At 44.7% G+C, this 19,424-nt stretch carries 15 protein-coding genes; 9 read left to right on the forward strand and 6 right to left on the reverse strand.

The genetic code is table 11. The features are described from left to right. Positions 1 to 5 precede the first annotated feature (5 nt). Together WG905_RS03785 and WG905_RS03790 are read right to left on the reverse strand one after the other, a co-directional pair. On the reverse strand, positions 6 to 335 hold the full coding sequence (locus WG905_RS03785; protein ID WP_339590372.1) for a helix-turn-helix domain-containing protein: 330 nt from the start codon (positions 333 to 335) through the stop codon (positions 6 to 8). A 307-nt stretch (positions 336 to 642) separates the two neighbouring features. Further along, on the reverse strand, positions 643 to 984 hold the full coding sequence (locus tag WG905_RS03790; RefSeq protein ID WP_339590373.1) for a helix-turn-helix domain-containing protein: 342 nt from the start codon (positions 982 to 984) through the stop codon (positions 643 to 645). A gap of 245 nt (positions 985 to 1,229) precedes the next feature. On the opposite strand from WG905_RS03790, the gene WG905_RS03795 reads away from it, so the two are divergent. The 3 genes from WG905_RS03795 to WG905_RS03805 are packed head-to-tail and all read left to right on the forward strand — an operon-like array spanning position 1,230 to position 2,588. Further along, positions 1,230 to 1,625 carry a hypothetical protein gene (locus tag WG905_RS03795; RefSeq protein ID WP_339590374.1) on the forward strand — a complete coding sequence of 132 codons (396 nt, stop codon included), beginning with the start codon at positions 1,230 to 1,232 and terminating at the stop codon, positions 1,623 to 1,625. Next, positions 1,544 to 2,071 (forward strand): C40 family peptidase, encoded by a 528-nt coding sequence (locus WG905_RS03800; protein WP_339590375.1) that lies wholly within the window; start codon positions 1,544 to 1,546, stop codon positions 2,069 to 2,071. The genes WG905_RS03795 and WG905_RS03800 overlap by 82 nt, the downstream gene beginning before the upstream one ends. Further along, positions 2,064 to 2,588 carry a hypothetical protein gene (locus WG905_RS03805; RefSeq protein WP_339590376.1) on the forward strand — a complete coding sequence of 175 codons (525 nt, stop codon included), beginning with the start codon at positions 2,064 to 2,066 and terminating at the stop codon, positions 2,586 to 2,588. The genes WG905_RS03800 and WG905_RS03805 overlap by 8 nt, the downstream gene beginning before the upstream one ends. Positions 2,589 to 2,702: 114 nt before the next feature. On the opposite strand, the gene WG905_RS03810 is transcribed toward WG905_RS03805, so the two are convergent. The 3 genes from WG905_RS03810 to WG905_RS03820 form a co-directional block, all read right to left on the reverse strand. Next, positions 2,703 to 5,051 (reverse strand): DUF262 domain-containing protein, encoded by a 2,349-nt coding sequence (locus WG905_RS03810; RefSeq protein ID WP_339590377.1) that lies wholly within the window; start codon positions 5,049 to 5,051, stop codon positions 2,703 to 2,705. Beyond that, complete coding sequence (locus WG905_RS03815) at positions 5,038 to 6,948, reverse strand: DUF262 domain-containing protein (protein ID WP_339590378.1); 1,911 nt, start codon at positions 6,946 to 6,948, stop codon at positions 5,038 to 5,040. Before WG905_RS03815 ends, WG905_RS03810 begins: the two co-directional genes overlap by 14 nt. Positions 6,949 to 7,105: 157 nt before the next feature. Continuing rightward, a complete protein-coding gene (locus WG905_RS03820) occupies positions 7,106 to 7,291 on the reverse strand; it encodes a hypothetical protein (protein ID WP_339590379.1) in 186 nt (61 codons plus the stop codon). A 420-nt stretch (positions 7,292 to 7,711) separates the two neighbouring features. Between WG905_RS03820 and WG905_RS03825 the strand changes: the two genes are divergently transcribed. The 6 genes from WG905_RS03825 (at position 7,712) to WG905_RS03850 (ending at position 18,053) form a co-directional block, all read left to right on the forward strand. Next, entirely contained in the window at positions 7,712 to 8,353 is a 642-nt protein-coding gene (locus tag WG905_RS03825) for a DUF6266 family protein (protein ID WP_339590380.1), read from the forward strand. Between the two features lie 659 nt (positions 8,354 to 9,012). Then, the gene (gene glmS / locus WG905_RS03830; protein WP_339590381.1) at positions 9,013 to 10,851 is read left to right on the forward strand and encodes a glutamine--fructose-6-phosphate transaminase (isomerizing); all 1,839 of its coding nucleotides are present in this window, start codon (positions 9,013 to 9,015) and stop codon (positions 10,849 to 10,851) included. Between the two features lie 11 nt (positions 10,852 to 10,862). After that, a complete protein-coding gene (locus WG905_RS03835; protein ID WP_339590382.1) occupies positions 10,863 to 11,864 on the forward strand; it encodes an exostosin domain-containing protein in 1,002 nt (333 codons plus the stop codon). Between the two features lie 114 nt (positions 11,865 to 11,978). After that, entirely contained in the window at positions 11,979 to 14,024 is a 2,046-nt protein-coding gene (locus tag WG905_RS03840) for a PAS domain S-box protein (RefSeq protein ID WP_339590383.1), read from the forward strand. Between the two features lie 51 nt (positions 14,025 to 14,075). Beyond that, positions 14,076 to 15,188 carry an FAD-dependent oxidoreductase gene (locus WG905_RS03845; protein ID WP_339590384.1) on the forward strand — a complete coding sequence of 371 codons (1,113 nt, stop codon included), beginning with the start codon at positions 14,076 to 14,078 and terminating at the stop codon, positions 15,186 to 15,188. Between the two features lie 183 nt (positions 15,189 to 15,371). Beyond that, the gene (locus WG905_RS03850) at positions 15,372 to 18,053 is read left to right on the forward strand and encodes a hybrid sensor histidine kinase/response regulator (protein ID WP_339590385.1); all 2,682 of its coding nucleotides are present in this window, start codon (positions 15,372 to 15,374) and stop codon (positions 18,051 to 18,053) included. Here WG905_RS03850 and WG905_RS03855 read toward each other — a convergent pair. Next, entirely contained in the window at positions 18,018 to 19,352 is a 1,335-nt protein-coding gene (locus WG905_RS03855; RefSeq protein WP_339590386.1) for a sigma-54-dependent transcriptional regulator, read from the reverse strand. The two genes, WG905_RS03850 and WG905_RS03855, sit on opposite strands and share 36 nt — an antisense overlap. Between the last annotated feature and the right edge of the window lie 72 nt (positions 19,353 to 19,424).

Consider the following 19,424-nt stretch of genomic DNA (forward strand, 5'->3'; position numbering starts at 1 on the left):
GCGTCTTAACGCTGCCTGATTTCTTCGTACATGTAAATCAGCCGCTTTTGAAGATCATTTAATTCCTGATCCCGCTGGTGAAGTTTGTCTCTAAGTTGATTGACTTCACTGGTTTTGGGTTGATCACCATTGACCTCCTCCTGGGATAGGATCCCTGCTGCCGAAACATTGAACAAACTGGCAATTTGCATCAGCCTCGAGATGTTGATGTCGGTAATGCCTGTTTCTATCTTTGAAAACGCCGGCACGGAAATTTTCAACTCGGCCGCTACCTGACTCTGGCTCCAGCCCTTTTTCTGACGTAGTCGTCTTATATTCTTACCTATGTAATTCATATTTTAAAAATAAGTAATTTCATGGTATTAAAAGTGAAAAATTTTAATAAAGTGTAAGTTGTACTAAAAGTGTATACTCTTTGGGTAAAGCATATAAAAGGCGTTCTCAGTACTGTATAGCACGAAAAATAATTAATACACAGCTATTATTTCCAGTAGCCGAATTTAATTAATAAGAAATTGTGGTTTGCGGCGAAATGTGCCCATGGCTGTAGAGTCCAGCCGGAAAAATAAAAATCCTGTTAAATAGGATGCATATTTATAGTGAATATGCGGCAATCCGATTTAACAGGAAGGAAAAATGGTTTTAAGCTTCAACGGCTTTCTTGCTGACCTCTTCATACAGGTCGATCAGTTTCTTCTGAAGCATATTTACAGTAGCTTCTTTCTCCTGGATCTTTTCTCTTAAAGCGTTTGCCGCTTCAATCAATTCTTCTTGTGGGTTCTCTCCTTCGTCATAAAGGATGTCCAGAATTGATACTTCGAAGATGTCTGCAAGTTGCTTTAAGCGCGACATATTAATGTCGGTCGGGCCTGTTTCGATTTTAGAGAAAGCCGGTACCGAAACCTGGACTTTATCTGCGATTTGAACGAGTGTCCAGCCTTTCTTTTGGCGCAACCTCCTGATGTTTTTTCCTACGTTTTTCATTTGTTTCAATTTGCTATACGCTTATGTATATGGTGTGTATGGTTGTTTTTATTAGATTGTTATGTTTATGATCCCGAAAGTTTGCTAAATATAAGTGAAAAAAACGTCTTTGCAAAGAAAAAAAAAGTCAAATACGCACAAAGCGTAGAATGCGTAACGACTTATTTTTATTGAAACTATATTTGTTCAAGCGATAACGGTTGTTGTGTCGCTTTTTATTATTTAACAATTTCAATAAATTAAAAATGGAAACTACCATGCGCTTAAGTCATTTTGACTCCTGGGGAGCTAATGATTTCACTGAAAAAAAATTTTCACGGGTTGGATACCTGGTTTTTGGAGGCTTGTTATTGCTCTGGCTGCTGATGCCCGGAATCATCCGACAATTCGAGCCCGCATCAGGTGGAGTGGACCCCGCTATCTGGTTGCTGATCTTGCTGAGCCTTCTTGCTTTTTTTATGCTCGTGGCCTGGTGCTGGTGGCTGCTCCACCGCTTTTGGCAAAATCTGGGCCTGCCCCGCATTGAAATGATGGTTTTACAATTTAAATCTCTGGAATTATGGCAACAGTTAGGTTTCTACTGGCTTTCCTTTGCATTGCTGCTCTTGGCGAGCGTGATGTGTCTGGCCGCGATCTGTTAGTCGCCCCGAAGCAAGCGCTCCTGGAAATTGCCAGGGGCGAGCTCGGTACCCGGGAGCTCAGTGGTAAAAACGATGGTCCGGGTATTATTACTTACCAGGCTGCTGCCGGCTTAAAATCCGGTGATCCCTGGTGTGCAGCTTTCGTTTCCTGGGTGTTCCTCAAAGCAGGTTATCCCAAGCCAAGAACGGGCTGGTCGCCGGCTTTATTCCCCGCCGCCCGTATAAAAAAGATTGCCGCACCGGGAATGCTCTTTGGTATTTATTTCCCTGCATTGAAGCGCATTGCTCATTGTGGCTTCGTAGAATCGCTGCGTGGCGACTGGGTCATCACCATCGAAGGTAATACCAACCAGGCAGGCGCCCGGGAAGGGGATGGGGTTTACCGTAAATGGCGGCCCCACAAAAGTATTTATCGCTTTGCCGATTGGAGGGACCGCAATGATTAACGCCCGCCCACTTACCTTTTTTTGCTCCATGCTGCTCTTGCAGGCTTGTGGCTTATTCAAAAATCATAGTCAGTCTACATCATCAAACCAAACTAAAATGGAAAATTTTACCGACCTACAGCTATCAGCACAATCCCACAGCTCGGCAGAAAGCCAGCGCATCTTGCTAACCGACGATTCATTAGGCTATGATTACAGCCTGGAGATCTGGCCCAAAGGCATCTTCAGCTTTTCACAGGAGAAGGGTTTCATCGGCGAGGCAAATAAAGTGCTGCTCAGCGGAACCGGCAGCCATATTTCAATGATGCAGCTGCAGCAGAACGAGGAATTGCAGGTTGCAACGGCTAACAACAGTGGTTTAACGCAGGCCGTGTCTGAAACCACAAGTTTGGATGAGGCAGAGAAAGCATCAACGCCCTCCTGGAAATGGGTGATCGTGCTGGGGTTGGTGTTGCTTGTGGTCATTGCCTGTGTACTGGTATTTTTCGCTCGCCTTTCTGGATTACGCCCGAACTAAATGCCATAGTTGAAATAAGTATAAGTAATTGCAAGATCCCGGGGAACTCCGGGATCTTTTACAATTCTACACCTGCTAATGGTGTTTTCTTTATTGAATTTGGCTACATCTTTCTTAAATATATTTCTTGAAAATACAGTCGGTCTCCTCTGCAGTCAGTCGTTCAATAATTTCAGTAATAAAATTTGACGCATCCTGTTCAGAAAGAACTTTCATATAATCAAAACGGAATTTCTGCACCCATTGCTCATCGCCCGACCCTTCAAGGTGAAGGTTCGGATTCCTTTCCCGCTTAAGGCCAACAAATAGGTTCTTGTCATTGTCGAAATGAAAACTGACGGTCATCTCTCCGAAATTCTTGAAAACCTCGATGGCCTCCCCCCAATAATAGTCGGCCTCCCCGCATCTATGATTTCTTAAGTCAAGCTGATAGCGTTCGTGAAGCTTGGTGATGATTTCATTTCTGTAACAAGAGATCATTACTTTCCTATAGTGCGCATTGGGTTTGATGATGAAATGATGGAAATAGAGGTGTTTCATCTGATAGGCCTCATTGTCATGCATCCATTTGAAAAACGCCTGATCACCATAAAGCGCATTATGGGTTCTTTGATGCTGTCTGTCCCATAAGCCGTCATCAGATTTTAGTGTGGAGGGTGTCGTGATCGCTTGTTCGATAGTGGAAGCAATTGCATCCAGATTAGAAAGTGAAACTAAGAAACGCAGTAATTCCATGTCCTGTTGGGTTCGTCTCAAAATGAGCTGCCAGTTGCCATGGCTATCTGCATAGGTAAAGGCATAGAGTTTTTTCCATGAATCGATTTGTGAGATTAAATACCTTAACAGCCCATGGTGTTTGATGATTCCAGTAGCGCCGGATGAACTGAATAAAAGTTCAGCATGTTTCAACCTGTTTACAAACAGTTCCAGGCTAGGGCGATCACCAATGAGAAATCGGATATTGCCCTGAAAGAGTGGGTGTGCCTCTGCGCTTAGGATCTGTTCCGACCAGTCAGCATCCGCCATCAAGGGCGCCTTAATAATTTCTTCTTTGAGCTGGGTTGCAAAAATTCCGGGCATTCTTTTGATAAGTTCCTCCACGGCAGGAGTCTGCAAATAGGCATAGGTATTCCCGCTTCCGGGAGAAAGCGCCTTGAGGATTTTCATGGCATTGATCATTACGCCGATACTCCTGATATCTGGATCAATAATAACATTCCATACGACGCGGATCCAACTTTTGAAGCTGGCTTCCTCAAAGGTGTTTTTCTCCAGGTACAAGCTTACCCCAAGAAATAGCAGCCGCTGCGTTTGTGAAACAGATTTATCATATAGAAACCAGTCATCCGATAGATCCCAAACAGGCCTGATAATTTGTCTGATCTGTTCCTGGTGTATGACCAATTCATCAAAGAGATGCTCCAATCTCGATATGACATCGCCATTGAGAACGCGCTGGTAATCCTTGAATAATCTGTATTTAAGTGCTGTTCCATTTTCCTCACCATGGTAAAAATACTTAAACAGCTCATGCTGTTCGAGCTCTTTAAGACTCGTGGTAGCTGGAGCAGTGGTGATGAATTCGTTAAGCAGATACCTGTTGATAAAACCAAGGAAAAAATTGTCAACTACTTTATCTTCTTGTTTTTCCTGGATTTTTGCCTTTCCCCAAAAAATGTCAGTCCAGGCGTTATCCATTTTAGAGGCAATATTGAGGTAATAGCCTGGATCCGCCTTGTGTTCATCTTTCATCCAGTTGATCAGGTCAGCCTTAAAGTTCTCAAAACCGGTCAACTGTTTGCCTCTTGCGTTCATTTTGATGTATAATTCGTCGGTCAGATTGAAACCGTCAAGCGGCAATACATAAAAGCACAGCTTGGCTAAGCGATTAAATATTGGTGTGTCTAATTCCCGGTACTGCCCTTCAATGGCCCTTATCATATTAACCATGCTCATTACTGTCGGATCCTTTTCATAGATCCTATGAAACCAAAAGGATTCGGTGATTGACTCGGCAGGCGAGGTGCTGAAACCGATCTCAGCTAGTTTCCCACAAAAGGTGCGGGCTGTTGAACGGGTCGAATAACTGAACCTGAGCAACTGTCGCCTTAACTGTTGGAGCGCATCTCCTTCAAGTTCGCGGTTCCCCACGTACCAATATAACAGGAAAAGTGTTGTCAGCCGCTGCTGTCCATCTAAGGGCAAAAAGACATTATTACCTGTAGTCATCTCCTTGATCGAGCCGTATACAAAATCCAATTCAAGTTCGGAATCATGTCTGAGGGCTGTAAATAGCGAGTTGAGAAAGCGTTCGCGGATCACCTCTTCTCCTTTTCTGCCCTGCGCATAGTCCCTTTGTATAATTGGGATTTCTATCCCGCTTACGCTAATGGTTTTAAGTACATTATTTTCGATTACTTTGACCTCGCCATCTAAGAGGTTTAATAAGTTATACTTGTTCATTGCTTGCTGGTTTTGGTGGTAATAAATCTTTCAGGGTTTCTTCAATGGTCTTTCGGTAGGCATCAATATCTTCAATGGTCCAGTTAGACCTTGAATTTCCATCGAAATATTTAAAAAATACGTTCTTGGTGCAGATGGGAACGAAGACTCCCTCCTTATCCTTTTTTATAATCTTCCTTCTCTTGGTGCTAAAAAGAGCATTTCCATAGCCTCTATTTGTACCTGCGTCTAAAAGAGTGAGGTTTCCAAGGCTATTCTTGAGTTCATCAGGGATGGAATCCTCCCCGGTCTTCGCCCTGATCTTATCATATATTCCCGGAAAGTGTTTTCCATTTGGGGAGCGTATGAAAGCATTGATCTCCTGAAGTAAGTCGGCCTCACTAGGTAGAAAGTGAAGGTCCTGTTTCGCATTTTCTAGCCAGGCCTTTCGGTCTGCGTCCTTATCCATCGGGTTCTCTGTATAAGAATCAATGTGCTCTATGTCCCAGCTCGCTTGTTCCTTTTCTTTTTTATCAATCTTAAAAGATTTAAACGGAAATTTATAGACCAGGTTTTCTTGACTTGATTTGTTGATAATATATTCCAGGTTAAACAGCAGGAATATCTTTCTTAGCAGGAGTTTATCATTGTTGAAATCCACACGAAGCGTATATTCTGTTTTGTCGGGATCATCGCTAATATTTTTCCACTGGAGATTCTTAAATTCATGGTTTCTAATTCTGGAAATTAGCTTCTTGGTAGCATCAACTTTGGTTATGTTCTGCTTATCGTTCATCAGATCATAGATGGTTTTAATTGGTGTGCCGCAATAAATCAAAAAGCCCATATAGTGGTACCAGACCGGATTCTCAAAACATTCAACGAAGAATTCGAAATATTCCTTGATTTTTGCCCAGTTTGTCTTTATAGCATCAAGGTTATTTCTTTGTGAAAAAAGGGTGTTAAAGTAACGGAATGTTGTAAAACTATCGTCACCTATTGATTTGAGAAGATTTGGATTTTCAGCCAGGGCGACGTCTTTCATCATGTCAAATATGAACTCGATGTGTGAGGATGCCTGGTTCCCGGACTTGTTTAGAAACCACCAGAACTGCTCATCCTGCAACCTATTTTCAATCTCATCCCACTGCTGGGCGATTTCGAGTTGCTTCAGTTTTGCACTATCACCTTCACCCAAATTTCGCTCCTGAAGAAAAAGGGCCCTGATCAGCTCGGAATTGGTCAGTGATATCTTTCCTAGGTTGATTCTGATGAAGGTATCAATCGGGTTGGTCTGCTCGTCCTTGATCTCGTACCAAATGACCCTGGCCGCACCGCTTGAGCCTTCTTCAAGGTAATCGAGCAAAAGCGCATCTAAAATGATACGCCTGGATTTTCCCGGTTTATTTTGATTATCAAACCATTCCCTAATCACTTTAAAGGCATTCGATATGTGCAAAAAATCTATATTCTCATCATTGTCTTCTTTGATATTAGCCAAAAATAATTTTGTGTTCGGTCGGGTCTGGTAATCGATATCAAACAGTTCTTCACCGTATTCTTTTGCAATCGACTTTCCCTGGTAGTCCTCTTTGATGATATAACTTAGGATAATCCTGATGGTGGTGAGCCGTTGTTGCCCATCTATTACCTCATAATGAGCCTTTTCACTGTTGTATTTAACAATGACTGGCTGTAAACAGTAAAATTCTTTCTTGTCCTTTTCTTTGTCGGTCGCAAAAACATAGATATCTGTCAAGAGATCCTCAACCTGTTGTTTAGTCCAGCGGTAGCCCCGTTGGTAGGAAGGGATATAAAATTGCTTGCCCATGAGCTCGCTAATAGATTTCAGGGCAATACTATTGCCGTACTTATGGCTCACCGCTTCTAGGGTCAGCTCGCTAATTTGTTGAGTCATGTTTTTCTAATGTAAGAATGCCGCGGGCGCCATTGTATTCACTACACAATGATAATGCAGTGTGTAGTTCTTCCTTTATGGTTTCCCGTATTTGGGCCTTGCCCGTAACAAAAAAACCGGCGAATCCCGCCGGTTTTTTTTTGTTTGTTGCCTGTTTTTAATAGAGCACAATTTCCGCGGGCGCTATGCCCATGTGTTTTGCGAACTCCTTGATGGTGAGTTTCTGGTACTTTTCTTTACCAAATACAAACTGCATTTCTTGAACGAGGCGTTGTGCTTTCCTTAAGCTACATCCCATCAGGGAACAGATGTCCCTGGTTAAAATAAAGATTCTTTTAGCCATGAGCGTTATTCTTTATAAGTGTACTTTAAATGTATAGCTATTATTTTAATAAACAAATTTCTGCAAAAGAATTTTTGTTAACATTTTTGGTTTTGTGGGTGTTAAATTTGTAACTATCAGATTATTAGGTATAAACATTTTGTTTATAATCTGAAATAATTAAAAATAATTTCTCACAGTTGTATATTAAATTTCTTTTTGGGTATTGTTTGTATACACATCTTTCGAAATATCCCAAGATTTTAGGCGACAATTGTGACTTTGAATGACTTTGAATGACTCATAACGCCGATAGCGCCGATTGCGCAAAGGTTTTTTTTTCTTCGCCGTACATTTGAATTATAAGTTTTAGCAACCGGTGGCGACGGACTTATAAATAAACAAATCACAAAATTTTTTAAACCTTTAATTAAAATTAAAATGGGAATTCAAGACAAAGGTGCCTTCGGTGGCTTCAGAAACAAGACAGGTCCTTTAGTAGGACACATTGTAAACGGTCAGAACGTGATTACGTCAGTGCCTGCTAAATCTTCTAAACCGCCTACGCAAAAGCAGTTGGATCAGCGCAAGAAGTTTGGTTTGGTGACGAGCTTTTTAAGCTGGATGTCTGGCCTGATCGATACCGGCTTCCAGGAACGGGAGCAGCGACAGTCGCCAATGAACAAAGCGGTGCAATACAACTTGCTTAATGCAGTAAGCGGGCTTTCTCCCGACTACGCCATCGACCTGACCAAACTGAAATTCAGTGTGGGTAAATGTCCGTTGCCAAGCAACATGAGTGCGCAGGGCATCGTAGGTGCAAAAATTAACTTTATCTGGGGAATTTCGTACCAAAGTAAGTACGGCAAGGACACGGATTTGGTTAACCTGATGGTGTACAACGCGGAGAAAGATCAGTTCGTGATCCTGGAGAACGCTGCAGGGCGTACAGAGTTGGGCTTTGCCCTGCAATTACCTGCCGATTTTGTGGGGGACACTGTTCATTGTTACCTGAACTTTGTTTCGGCAACAGGGCATGTAACCAGCAACAGCGAATACCTCGGCGAGTTGATCGTCGCCTAATCAATTAGGCATGGTAAATTGTAACCTGCTGTTTTCGGTTTTGCCGGAAGCAGCGGGTTCTTTTTTTGTATTAATTCTTAGTTACTTTTTGCTGAAGTTTCCAGGATATAAACCTTGGCGGCACAGTTGCCACACCGGTATCGCTTATAGGGTTTCCAAAACAGAAAATGCTTGACAAACAATCCTCTCGGAATCCTGGTGTCCAGGTCATGTCGTTGACATTTAGGACATTGTTTATAGACGATCGGCTTCTCTAGCCAGTCTGTTCCCTTTTGAATCATGAGCGTGTAATCAGGAGTTAATATTTGTTTGTTTTCCAATCAAATCTATCATAAATTTTACAAACTAAAAAGATAAATTAATAATTTTGCTGCCTGGTTTATAAGATATTTCTCTTTAGAACTTAATGTATTTTCAAGGCTGAATGTTAAAATGTGTATAAAGCGATTACAAAACGCTGTGATTTCCCCTCCGGGACCTCTACATTTCAATAAATTATTTTAGATTTACATAAGGTTTTATCGTCATCACAGGCCCTGTTTCGGGATGACGGCATTACAGCATTTTGTCATTTCTGGCCTGATGCAGTAATATATATAAGCAGAGTACAGTTAAATAGAATAGTATATATAATAGAATAATGTAATCGTATAAAATATATGTGTGGAATAGTAGGATATATCGGCCATCGCCAGGCCTGGCCGCTGGTTTTAAAAGGGTTAAAAAGATTAGAATACCGTGGTTATGACAGTGCAGGGATTGCATTGATCAATGATGGCCGTTTGAATATTTTAAAAAAGGCGGGGAAAGTGATTGAGCTTGAGAACTATTCGGAGGGCAAAGACCTTTCTGGTACCATCGGCATTGGCCATACGCGTTGGGCAACACATGGTGCGCCTTCAGACAGGAATTCGCATCCCCATACGTCCCACAGCGGACAACTTACGATTATCCACAACGGCATTATTGAAAACTACGCGGTTTTAAAGGAAGAACTGATCAGCCGTGGCCATGAGTTTAGCAGTGATACAGATACAGAAGTGCTGATTCACCTGATCGAGGAGGTTTATAAGGCAGATAATGTCGATCTTTTAGAAGCAGTTCGCCTGGCCTTGAATGAAGTCAATGGCGCTTATGCCATCGTGATCATGGATGAGGGCCAGCCAGATCAATTGATTGCCGCCCGTAAGGGAAGTCCGATGGTGATTGGCGTGGGTGAAGGGGAGTATTTCATTGCCTCGGATGCAACCCCCATCGTGGAATACACGAAGAACGTCATCTACATGAACGATAATGAGATCGCCTATTTGAAAAGAGACAGTTTGGTGATCAAACGTCTTGATAATGTGATCCAGACGCCTTATGTGCAGGAACTGGAGCTAAAACTTGAGATGCTGGAAAAAGGTGGCTACGAGCATTTCATGTTGAAAGAGATTTATGAGCAGCCCCGCTCCATCCGCGATTGTATGCGCGGAAGGATTTATCCTGAAGAGGGAAAAGTACAGCTGGGCGGCATTAAAGAATATGCAGAAAAACTGAAAAATATAGACCGTATCATTATCGTAGCCTGTGGTACTTCATGGCATGCGGGCCTGGTGGGTGAATATTTGATTGAAGAATATGCCCGGATCCCGGTGGAAGTGGAATATGCTTCTGAATTCAGGTACCGCAACCCGATCATTACAGAAAAAGATGTGGTGATCGCGATCTCGCAATCTGGCGAAACGGCCGATACCATGGCTGCTATCGAAATGGCGAAGGAAAAAGGGGCTACTATTTTTGGGGTCTGTAATGTGGTGGGTTCTTCTATTCCAAGGATTACCCATGCAGGGGTGTATACCCATGCAGGACCGGAAATTGGTGTGGCTTCAACCAAAGCTTTTACGGCGCAGGTGACGGTTTTAACACAAATGGCCTTTTACATGGCACAACAAAAGGGGACCATGACCAAAAGCCAGTTGGTGGAATTATTGACTGAAATGGACCATATCCCGGAGAAAATTGAAATCGCCTTGCAATCGGATACCCTGATCAGGGAGGTTGCAGCGAAATTTAAGGATTCCCGCAACTGCTTGTTTTTAGGTAGGGGAAGTGGTTTCCCGGTTGCCCTGGAAGGTGCCTTGAAATTAAAAGAGATCTCTTATATCCATGCAGAAGGTTATCCTGCTGCAGAAATGAAACATGGCCCGATTGCCTTAATTGATGAGGAAATGCCAGTGGTGGTGATCGCTACCCGGAATTCGTCTTATGAGAAGGTGATCAGCAATATCCAGGAAGTAAAAGCCCGTAAGGGTAAAGTGATCGCCATCGTGACGGAGGGCGATACTGAAGTGAAGAAAATGGCGGATTACTGTATCGAAATCCCTGATGCCAGTGAAGCGTTTTTACCACTTTTGGCAACCATCCCTTTGCAATTACTATCCTACCATATCGCTGTATTGCGTGGCTGTAATGTGGACCAACCAAGAAATCTGGCTAAATCTGTTACGGTGGAATAATTTCGTTCGTCATGAAAATTTTCGTTACTTCTGCATATCCATATGATTCCAGGAGTAATTTTGGATCAACTTATCTTCGGGAGTCTGCTGTCCATGATCCGTTTAAGGTTCATTGCCTGGCAGATCATCCCGAAGACGCTGATCTGATCATTTTTGCGGAACATCATCCCTATGATCCTTATTTTTTTAAAGTGTTACGGGATCCTGTTTATCAGAAATTTAAGCATAAATGCTATCTCTATCACGATAATGACCATTCTTTAACATTTTTACCCACGGTAAGCCCTTCCATTCAGTTAAGAGATTATAACCCCTTGATCCACCGGTCTTATGCTTACATCTTTCAGATTGATCATAACCATGCTGTTGCAGCTGCCCGTGGGGAGGATCATCAAAAAAAATACCTCTTTTCTTTTATTGGGGCATCCCGGACCAATCCCATTCGGAAGGCTATTTTAAGCCTTGATCACCCCGAAAGTTATTTAGAGGATACCTCTGATCGAAATTCCTGGGAATTAAGGGAGTCGGATAAAAAAGCCTACTTTTCTTCTTATGCCCAGGTAAGCTTAGCCAGTCATTTTATCTTGTGCCCGGCTGGGATCAGCCCGAATTCTTACCGGCTATATGAAAGCATGGAAATGGGAATCGCTCCGGTCATTATTTCCGATGAATGGATTCCTAGCCAGGGCCCGCAATGGGAGTCTTTTGCGATCAGGGTATCGGCAGCTGAAATCAACCAAATTCCAGCAATACTCCAAGCTAAAGAAAAGGATGCGGCAGCGATGGGGAAATTAGCGCGGCAGGCCTGGCTCGACTGGTTTGCTAAAGATAAACAGTTTCACCTGCTGACTGAAGCCTGTGCGCAATTGCATCAACACCGCTCAAAGGTCACTGCTTCCACCTATTTGAAGCAATACGGCCGCTTTTCGGAACCTTTTCATTTCAGGAACCTATTGCGGTTCTACAAAAACCAACTCAAAAAAAAGCTTGGCCAAGCTATCATCAGGCTGTAAATGGCAATTGTAAATGGGCAATTGTCATTCACCTAAAGAAAGTAGTAGAATAATCGTTAAAATAATATTAGATTAATTAACTTTATGGCAAGCTTTATGCTTATTAACTAACTTATGACAATATTTCCACTAACGGACCAGAAGACCAGGTGCCTGATCGCATTGTATCAGCTGGAAATTTTAGATACGCCAGCTGAGAAGGAATATGACCATATTGTGGCTTTGGCTGCCCAGGTATGTTCGAGGCCAATTGTTACTTTAGGTTTCCTTGATCAGGAGCGGGTATGGTTTAAAGCCATCCTAGGTTTGGACGTTCAGGAAATGCATGTTAATGAGCTTTCACACCCTACGAGCTGGCAGGCGAAAACCCCTTTTTCAATTGAAGATACTTTAACCGATGAATATACTGCCCGTCATCCATTTGTAGTCGGCGCTCCTTATATCCGCTCAGTGACCATGTTTCCCCTGATTACCGAAAATGGGGATATGCTGGGGCAGCTCACCGTTTCGGATACAAAACCGGGCTTGTTAACACCAGCACAATTTGCTGGGTTGGAGATGCTGGCCCTGCAGACCATGAGTTTGCTGAAACTCCGCCTGCAGATCATCAGGATGAAACAGGTGCAACATCATTCTAAACGTACCCTTGAACAGATTTCACCGGTTTTTAAACATGCGATAGATGCCGTATTGGTGGCTAATGAGGATGGTGTAATTTATCAGTGGAACCCTAAAGCGGAAGAAATTTTTGGATACAGCGTGAAAGAGGCTGTCGGACAGAATTTCCACCAGTTGCTGATTCCGGAAAGCAGGCACGAACGTTATTTTCAGGAACTTCGGAAGCTTAAGGTCGATGACGACGGACGAACGAATAACAAATATGAGTTAATGGCCAGGAGGAAGGATCAATCTGAATTCCATATGGCCCTTGGTGTTTCTTCAGTGATGATTGACGGGGAACCTTTGTATATAGGCTTTATGACGGACATCACCGAACGGAAACAAATTGCCCGGGAGCTGGCCAAGCAGAAAAGCTTTTATGAAAATATACTCAGTAATATACCCTCCGATATTGCTGTATTTGATGCCAACCACCGATATCTTTATGTTAATCCTTATTGTATCAAGGATGAGCATTTAAGGGAATACATTATTGGAAAGGATGATTTTGAATATGCCACTTACCGTAAAAGAGATAACACGGTACCGCTGCTGCGCAGAACCCAGTTTTTGAAGACAAAGGTGACCCGGAGGACGGTTTCCTGGGAAGATCAAGCAATCGATCTTAATGGAAACCCGGTGACCCATATCCGCAGGTTTTTTCCGGTCTATCATGAAGAAACCGGCAGCTTGTCTTTCGTGATTGGTTATGGCGTGGACATCACCGAACGTAAAAAGATGGAAGAGGAGCAGAATATTTTGCTGGAAAGACTTTCTTTTCAAAATACACAGTTGATTGATTTCTGTAACATCGTGACGCATAATTTGCGCGGACCGCTGAATAATATAGCCATGCTGGTGGATCTGGTGGAAGAGAGTGATTGCCCTGAGGAGCAACAGGAAATGTTGGGGAAATTAAAACCCGTGATTGAAAGCCTGAAATTTACCTTTAATGAGTTGGTGGAAACCGTACAAATTAAACAGGATATGGAAATTAAATCAGAGGTGGTCATTTTGGAGGATTGCCTGAAGCAGACGATGGAGGGCCTGGAAATGGAGATCCTGAAGGCAAAGGCGCAACTCAGGGTGAATTTTCAAGAGGCGCCGGAGCTTTATTTTCCGCCGAAATATGTGACCAGTATTTTCCATAACCTGATCAGCAATGCGCTGAAATACCGTTCGCCTGATCGGGTGCTGAACATTGACGTTTCTACCTATAAAAAAGGCTCCAGTATTTTCCTGACCGTGAAAGATAATGGCCTGGGTATTGACCTGGGTAAACATAAGGACCATGTTTTTAAAATCGGCAAGGTTTTCCACGGTCATGCCAATGCAAAGGGGCTTGGCTTGTACATGACCAAATCGCAGGTGGAGGTAATGGGGGGTCATATTGAGGTGGAGAGTGTAGTGAACGAGGGGGCGAGTTTCAGGATCGAGTTTAAAAACCAGTTTAAGGAATTGTTCGGGGAGGATCGGGAACGGTCCCAGTATTCGTGTTAAACGTCATCCCGGACTCCATTCCGGGATTTAATTTTACTATTTACGGGGGAAATGATGAAAGTAGTGATCATTGGTGCTGGAATGGCGGGTTTAACGCTCGGGGCTTATCTGCAGAAAGACCAGATAGCGGCCTGCATCAATGAGCGTGCTGATACCATATGGGGTGGCGGCCATGCCTTTTTAATGCACCGCGACGGCTTCTCTATTTTGGAGGACTGGAGTAACGAAACAGGCATCCCCCTGCCTGGAAAAAAAGTGGAGAAATTCTGCCTGCGAACGCCTGAGGGCCGCGACTTACAGGATATGCAGCTGGGTTCCTGGCAATGCATCAAAAGAAATGACTTAACGGATTTTTTAACCAGTTTGCTCGGAACCGAGGTGAAGGATGACCGTAATTTTTCGCATTTCCTGTATGATGAGCGCCAAAAGGTGATTGCTGCGGTATTTACAGATGGTACAACGGAATACGGGGATGTGTTTGTGGGTGCCGATGGTGCTTACTCAAAAGTGCGGTCTGCCCTTTTTGGGCCTGTGCAATTTAAAACGGGTGGCGTAAAGGAAGTGGTCGGGGTTGCACAACAGGAAACCATTGCCCGCGAATTTGCCAGTGTATTCAATAAATTCCAGAAACAAAGCGCCGGACTGGCTTTTGGCATGATCCCTACTTCGGCTACGGAACTGGTTTGGTTTATGCAATTCGATCCCGCGGTGGCGAAATTGCCCTCCACAAAACCGGAGGATTTAAGTGCTTTCTGCCACCAGCAGCTGATTACCTTCCCCGCCGTGGTTCAGGAGGTCTTGAATGCCAATGATTTCAATCAATCTTATCTGTGGAATACCCGTGATTTTGACCTCTTGCCCAGCTTCCATAAAGATAATGTAGTGCTGATCGGCGATGCGGCTCATCTGGCCCTCCCTTTTACCAGTGCCGGAACAACCAATGCATTGCTCGATGCCAGGCTTTTGGCGGAGTTACTAAAGGGGGTAGTCACACTCCCGGATCGTGATCAGGAACAGGGACTGGATGCCGCTTTCAAAGAATTTTATCAAAGGCGTTCCCCGGAGGTCAGGAAACACCTGGAATTTGGCAGAAAACTCAGGGACAGGTTTTTAAACCCTGCGGGTCATATCGGTGAGGCTGTTGATGTGCCGCTGATTGTATAGAGGGGCGGCGGCGTTCTCTCGTCATCCCGGACGCTGTTCTCTCGTCATCCCGGACACCGTTCGACCGCCATCCCGGACACCGTTCCGGGATCTAATTACACAATTACCATGAGGGATCCCGGAACGGTGTCCGGGATGACGGGATTATGCATTTTTCCTGTAAATTTGTAACTTGTCATATACATGAAGGAGATGAAGCGTGTGCAAAAGTCGGGGGTGATCAGGGCGACCAAGGGGAAAGTAATTTTAGCGCTTTTCCTGGCTTGTTCTGCACTTTTTTTAGCTTGGGCGGTGAGTAAAGTGGCCTTTAGGGAAATGCTGGAAACGGTGGAGCATATTTCTTCGCCGAATGACAGGTTGCGCATCGTGAATGATCTTTCCCGGAAGATTTCTGGCCTGGACCAGCGGCAAAAGAGAATGGCCTTTAACGATCCCGGAAAATACAAAACTTTTTTTAAGCAATCGGGTCAGATCCGCAAGGAACTGGACACCCTCAGGCAGCTTTATGCGGGGGATTCTGTGCAGCTGGCCAGGATTGGTTCTATCGATAAGCTGCTGACCGTGCGCGACAAGCAGTTTGTGAAATACCTGAAGGTGCGGGAAAAGCTGGTGAACGACCAGAGTTTTTCATCGCAATTGCAGAAGTTTAATGATATGGTGACCAAAAATGAGATGGAAGCCGACAGTACCGTGGTGACTTCTGAAAAGCGGACCACGACCACGACGGTGGTGCCGCAGGAAGAAAAGCCCAGGGGCTTCTTTAACAAGATTTTTGGCAAAAAGAAGCCTGATGAGGAGAAGGATGCCGCTATCCGCATTACGAACGAAGAAAATATCAAAAGAGACACCATTGCTTTATCCACCGAGGGTAAAATGGTGAAAGGGGTGGAGAAGACCTTGCGCGCCATGGAAAAGGAACAGCAGCGGCGGAGCCAGACTTTCCTTGCCCGGGAGGCGGTTTTGGCAGAGTCTAATAACCTGCTGATTGTGCAGATGCTGGATATCCTGCGGGAAGTGGAGCAGGAGGCAGTGGCGCAAATCGAGGAAAACAGTGTGCAGGCTAAAGAAGTGGTGAACACGGGCATCAAGCAGATGACCATCATCATGGTGGTGTTTTTCCTGCTGATGGTGCTGCTCTTGTTTTTGATTTTAACAGACATCACTCGCAGTAACAAATACCGTAAAGAACTGGAAGCAGCAACAGAAGAGGCGGAATACCATGGGAAGGCTAAACAGCGCTTCCTTTCTAACATGAGTCATGAGATCAGGACGCCCCTGCAGTCCATCATTGGTTATGCGGAGATCATCCGGAACCAGCAGCATCCTGACCCTAAAGATATTGATGCGATATACCATTCGTCGGAGCATCTGCTGCAGATCGTCAATGAGATCCTTGATTATAACCGCTTGATTTCGGGCAAATTTACCTTCGTTAACCAGGTGTTCAACATCAGGGAGCTGTTGGATGAAGTGGTGAAAATTGTAGCTCCGCAGGCCGAAAAGAAGGCTTTGCGCATGGTGACTAGTTTTGAGCTGGAAAACATCCTGTACCTCACAGGTGATCCTTTCCGCCTGAAACAGATTTTATTTAATTTATTGAGCAATGCCATCAAGTTTACCCTTGAAGGGGAAGTGGTGTTGCAGGCTTTCTTTAAAAGGCAGGGCGACCAGGTGCATTTCACTTTCCGCGTGAAGGATACGGGCATCGGTTTGTCGGAAGAGGAAAGTCAGCGGATTTTTACTGAATTTGAGCAGGCAGATGCCCCGGAACAGCCTATTGTGAACCAAACGGGTGCCGGATTGGGCTTAACGATCGTGAAATCTTTGGTGGAAAACCAGGGCGGCAGAATCTATGTGAAGAGTAAAAAAGGGCAGGGGAGTAATTTTACTTTTTACCTGACTTTCCAGGTCGCAGAAGCGCCTGTGCTGGAAATAGGATCGCAGCCTTATGCTTTGCAGACCAGCGGGAATGCGGTTTGGGTGGTGGATGATGACCAGCTGATCCTGGATTTGTGCAGCCTCATCTTCAAAAAGAACAAGTTCAACTTCACTTGCTTTACTTCCCCCGAAGCCATGCTGCATGCGGAATGGGACCCGGCAGTGAAATTCTTGCTGATGGATATCCGGATGCCTAAAATGTCAGGACTGGAATTATGCAGGGCCATGCGCCTTAAAGTGGGCAACGCCGTACAGATCTTCGCCATGACTGCCCAGGTGTTGACCGAAGAGCGCGACTCTTTACTGGCGGGTGGTTTTGATGGCCTCATCAGGAAGCCTTTCCGGGAAACTGACCTTTTGTCGATCTTTAACCGCGAAACTGCGGAAAGTAAAGCGGCGGCTGATCTGCCGTCATCCGCGGCTCCGTCGACTTCGTCATCCCAGGCTCCGTCGACTTCGCCATCTCAGGCTCCGTTAACATCGTCATCCCGGGCTTCGTTCCGGGATCCAATTGATGAAACCAATGGTAGTGAATATGTTGCTGAAGGTAACATGGATGACGCTGTTGAAAAGGTGTCATTTGACCCAGGCTATCTGGAGAAAATGACTTTCGGCGATCAGGAACAGTTCAATAAAATCCTGAACAGGTTCATCACAGATAGCCAGCACGACCGTCTGGAATTGTTGGAATGCCTGCGAACCGATGATATTGAACAGGTTTCTTTATTGCTCCACCGCCTGGCCGGGCGACTGGGTCAGATCGGCAGCAGGGACCTGGGCACAGCTTTCAGAATCATGGAGATTGAGGTTAATGATTCCATTGAAGTGAAAGAACCACTGGACGAGGAGCAAAAACAAAGTATCATCGCACTAACGGATGACCTCCAGCGGTTATTCGATCTCGTACCGCTCCATTTTGCTGTATAGCGTCTTCCGGTCAATGTTCAGTAGTTTGGCTGCACGTGATTTATTGTATTTCACCTTAATCAGCGTTTCCAGGATCAGTGCCCGCTCATTCACTTCGTTAAGGGCTTTGAGGTCAGAGGTATGTGGTCTCGGATTGTGGTTCACCGCCATGATCATTTCATCAGGCAAGGAGGTTACTTCTGCCGTATCGCCGGGACTCAGTAACACCATACGCTTGATCACATTGCGAAGCTCGCGCAGGTTGCCGGGCCAGTCGTATTTGGTGAGCAGGCTTTTTGCTGCCGGTGAAATGTGTTTTACGTTTCTGTCCAGCTGCTCGTTGGAGATTTCCACGAAGTGGTTGATGAACAGTTCGATATCCTTTCCACGGTCGCGCAAAGCGGGCAGTTGGATCTTAAATTCATTTAAACGGTGGTAAAGGTCTTCGCGGAAGCCGCCTTCACGCACGCTTTGCTGCAGGTCGTCATTGGTGGCGGCGATAATCCGCACATCTACAGGAATGTTTTTGGTGCTGCCCAGGGGTTGGATGATTCTTTCCTGCAGGGCACGCAATAGTTTTACCTGCACTTCATAACTCAGGTTCCCGACTTCATCTAAAAAGAGGGTACCGCCGTCAGCCACTTCAAACTGCCCTTTTTTATCGGTCAGCGCACCTGTGAAGGCACCTTTGGCATGGCCAAAAAGTTCGCTCGCTGCCAGTTCTTTGGAAAGGGCACCGCAATCTATAGCCACAAAGGGCTTGTCTTTTCTTTTACTTTGGAGGTGCAAGGCACGGGCGGCATATTCTTTCCCCGTACCACTTTCGCCCTGGATCACCACCGACATATCTGTAGGGGCCACCAGGCTGATGTGTTCGTATAATTTATCGGCAGTAGCACTTTTGCCCTTAATGGTATCTGCATGTACCAGGGGTTGCTGCGGGCCCGGTGTTTCTTCGGCAGGAATCTCCAGCGCATGCTGCACCAGCATCAGTAATTCGTCTGGATTAACAGGTTTGGTGATGTAATCAAAGGCACCCATCCGGATCGACTTTACCGCAGTGCGGACATCGTTAAAACTGGTCATAATGATGATGGGTACCTGTGAACCGTTTTTACGTACATGCATCAGCACATCTAATCCGGTACCATCTGGTAAGCGATAATCTACAAGCAATAAATCAAAATCTTCCTGCTCCAGCAGCCTGAGGCTTTTTTTTACATCGTGGACTGCTGTTGGCAGATGTTTATGCTTCCGTAGAAAACCATCCAATAACTGAGAGAACGTTAAATCATCTTCTATAATCAGTATTTTTGCCATAGGTAATTTCGTATACCACAAAAATACAAAAGCCGGAACGATATCCGGCTTTTTGTATTTATTAAATTAATT

Source organism: Pedobacter immunditicola (assembly GCF_037482985.1).
GTDB lineage: Bacteria > Bacteroidota > Bacteroidia > Sphingobacteriales > Sphingobacteriaceae > Pedobacter > Pedobacter immunditicola.

Excerpts from the sequence above, each read along its gene's own strand:
- WG905_RS03785 (WP_339590372.1), bottom strand. The coding sequence starts at position 335 with ATGAATTACATAGGTAAGAATATAAGACGACTACGTCAGAAAAAGGGC.
- WG905_RS03790 (WP_339590373.1), bottom strand. The coding sequence starts at position 984 with ATGAAAAACGTAGGAAAAAACATCAGGAGGTTGCGCCAAAAGAAAGGC.
- WG905_RS03795 (WP_339590374.1), top strand. The coding sequence starts at position 1,230 with ATGGAAACTACCATGCGCTTAAGTCATTTTGACTCCTGGGGAGCTAAT.
- WG905_RS03800 (WP_339590375.1), top strand. The coding sequence starts at position 1,544 with ATGGCAACAGTTAGGTTTCTACTGGCTTTCCTTTGCATTGCTGCTCTT.
- WG905_RS03805 (WP_339590376.1), top strand. The coding sequence starts at position 2,064 with ATGATTAACGCCCGCCCACTTACCTTTTTTTGCTCCATGCTGCTCTTG.
- WG905_RS03810 (WP_339590377.1), bottom strand. The coding sequence starts at position 5,051 with ATGAACAAGTATAACTTATTAAACCTCTTAGATGGCGAGGTCAAAGTA.
- WG905_RS03815 (WP_339590378.1), bottom strand. The coding sequence starts at position 6,948 with ATGACTCAACAAATTAGCGAGCTGACCCTAGAAGCGGTGAGCCATAAG.
- WG905_RS03820 (WP_339590379.1), bottom strand. The coding sequence starts at position 7,291 with ATGGCTAAAAGAATCTTTATTTTAACCAGGGACATCTGTTCCCTGATG.
- WG905_RS03825 (WP_339590380.1), top strand. The coding sequence starts at position 7,712 with ATGGGAATTCAAGACAAAGGTGCCTTCGGTGGCTTCAGAAACAAGACA.
- glmS (WP_339590381.1), top strand. The coding sequence starts at position 9,013 with ATGTGTGGAATAGTAGGATATATCGGCCATCGCCAGGCCTGGCCGCTG.
- WG905_RS03835 (WP_339590382.1), top strand. The coding sequence starts at position 10,863 with ATGAAAATTTTCGTTACTTCTGCATATCCATATGATTCCAGGAGTAAT.
- WG905_RS03840 (WP_339590383.1), top strand. The coding sequence starts at position 11,979 with ATGACAATATTTCCACTAACGGACCAGAAGACCAGGTGCCTGATCGCA.
- WG905_RS03845 (WP_339590384.1), top strand. The coding sequence starts at position 14,076 with ATGATGAAAGTAGTGATCATTGGTGCTGGAATGGCGGGTTTAACGCTC.
- WG905_RS03850 (WP_339590385.1), top strand. The coding sequence starts at position 15,372 with ATGAAGGAGATGAAGCGTGTGCAAAAGTCGGGGGTGATCAGGGCGACC.
- WG905_RS03855 (WP_339590386.1), bottom strand. The coding sequence starts at position 19,352 with ATGGCAAAAATACTGATTATAGAAGATGATTTAACGTTCTCTCAGTTA.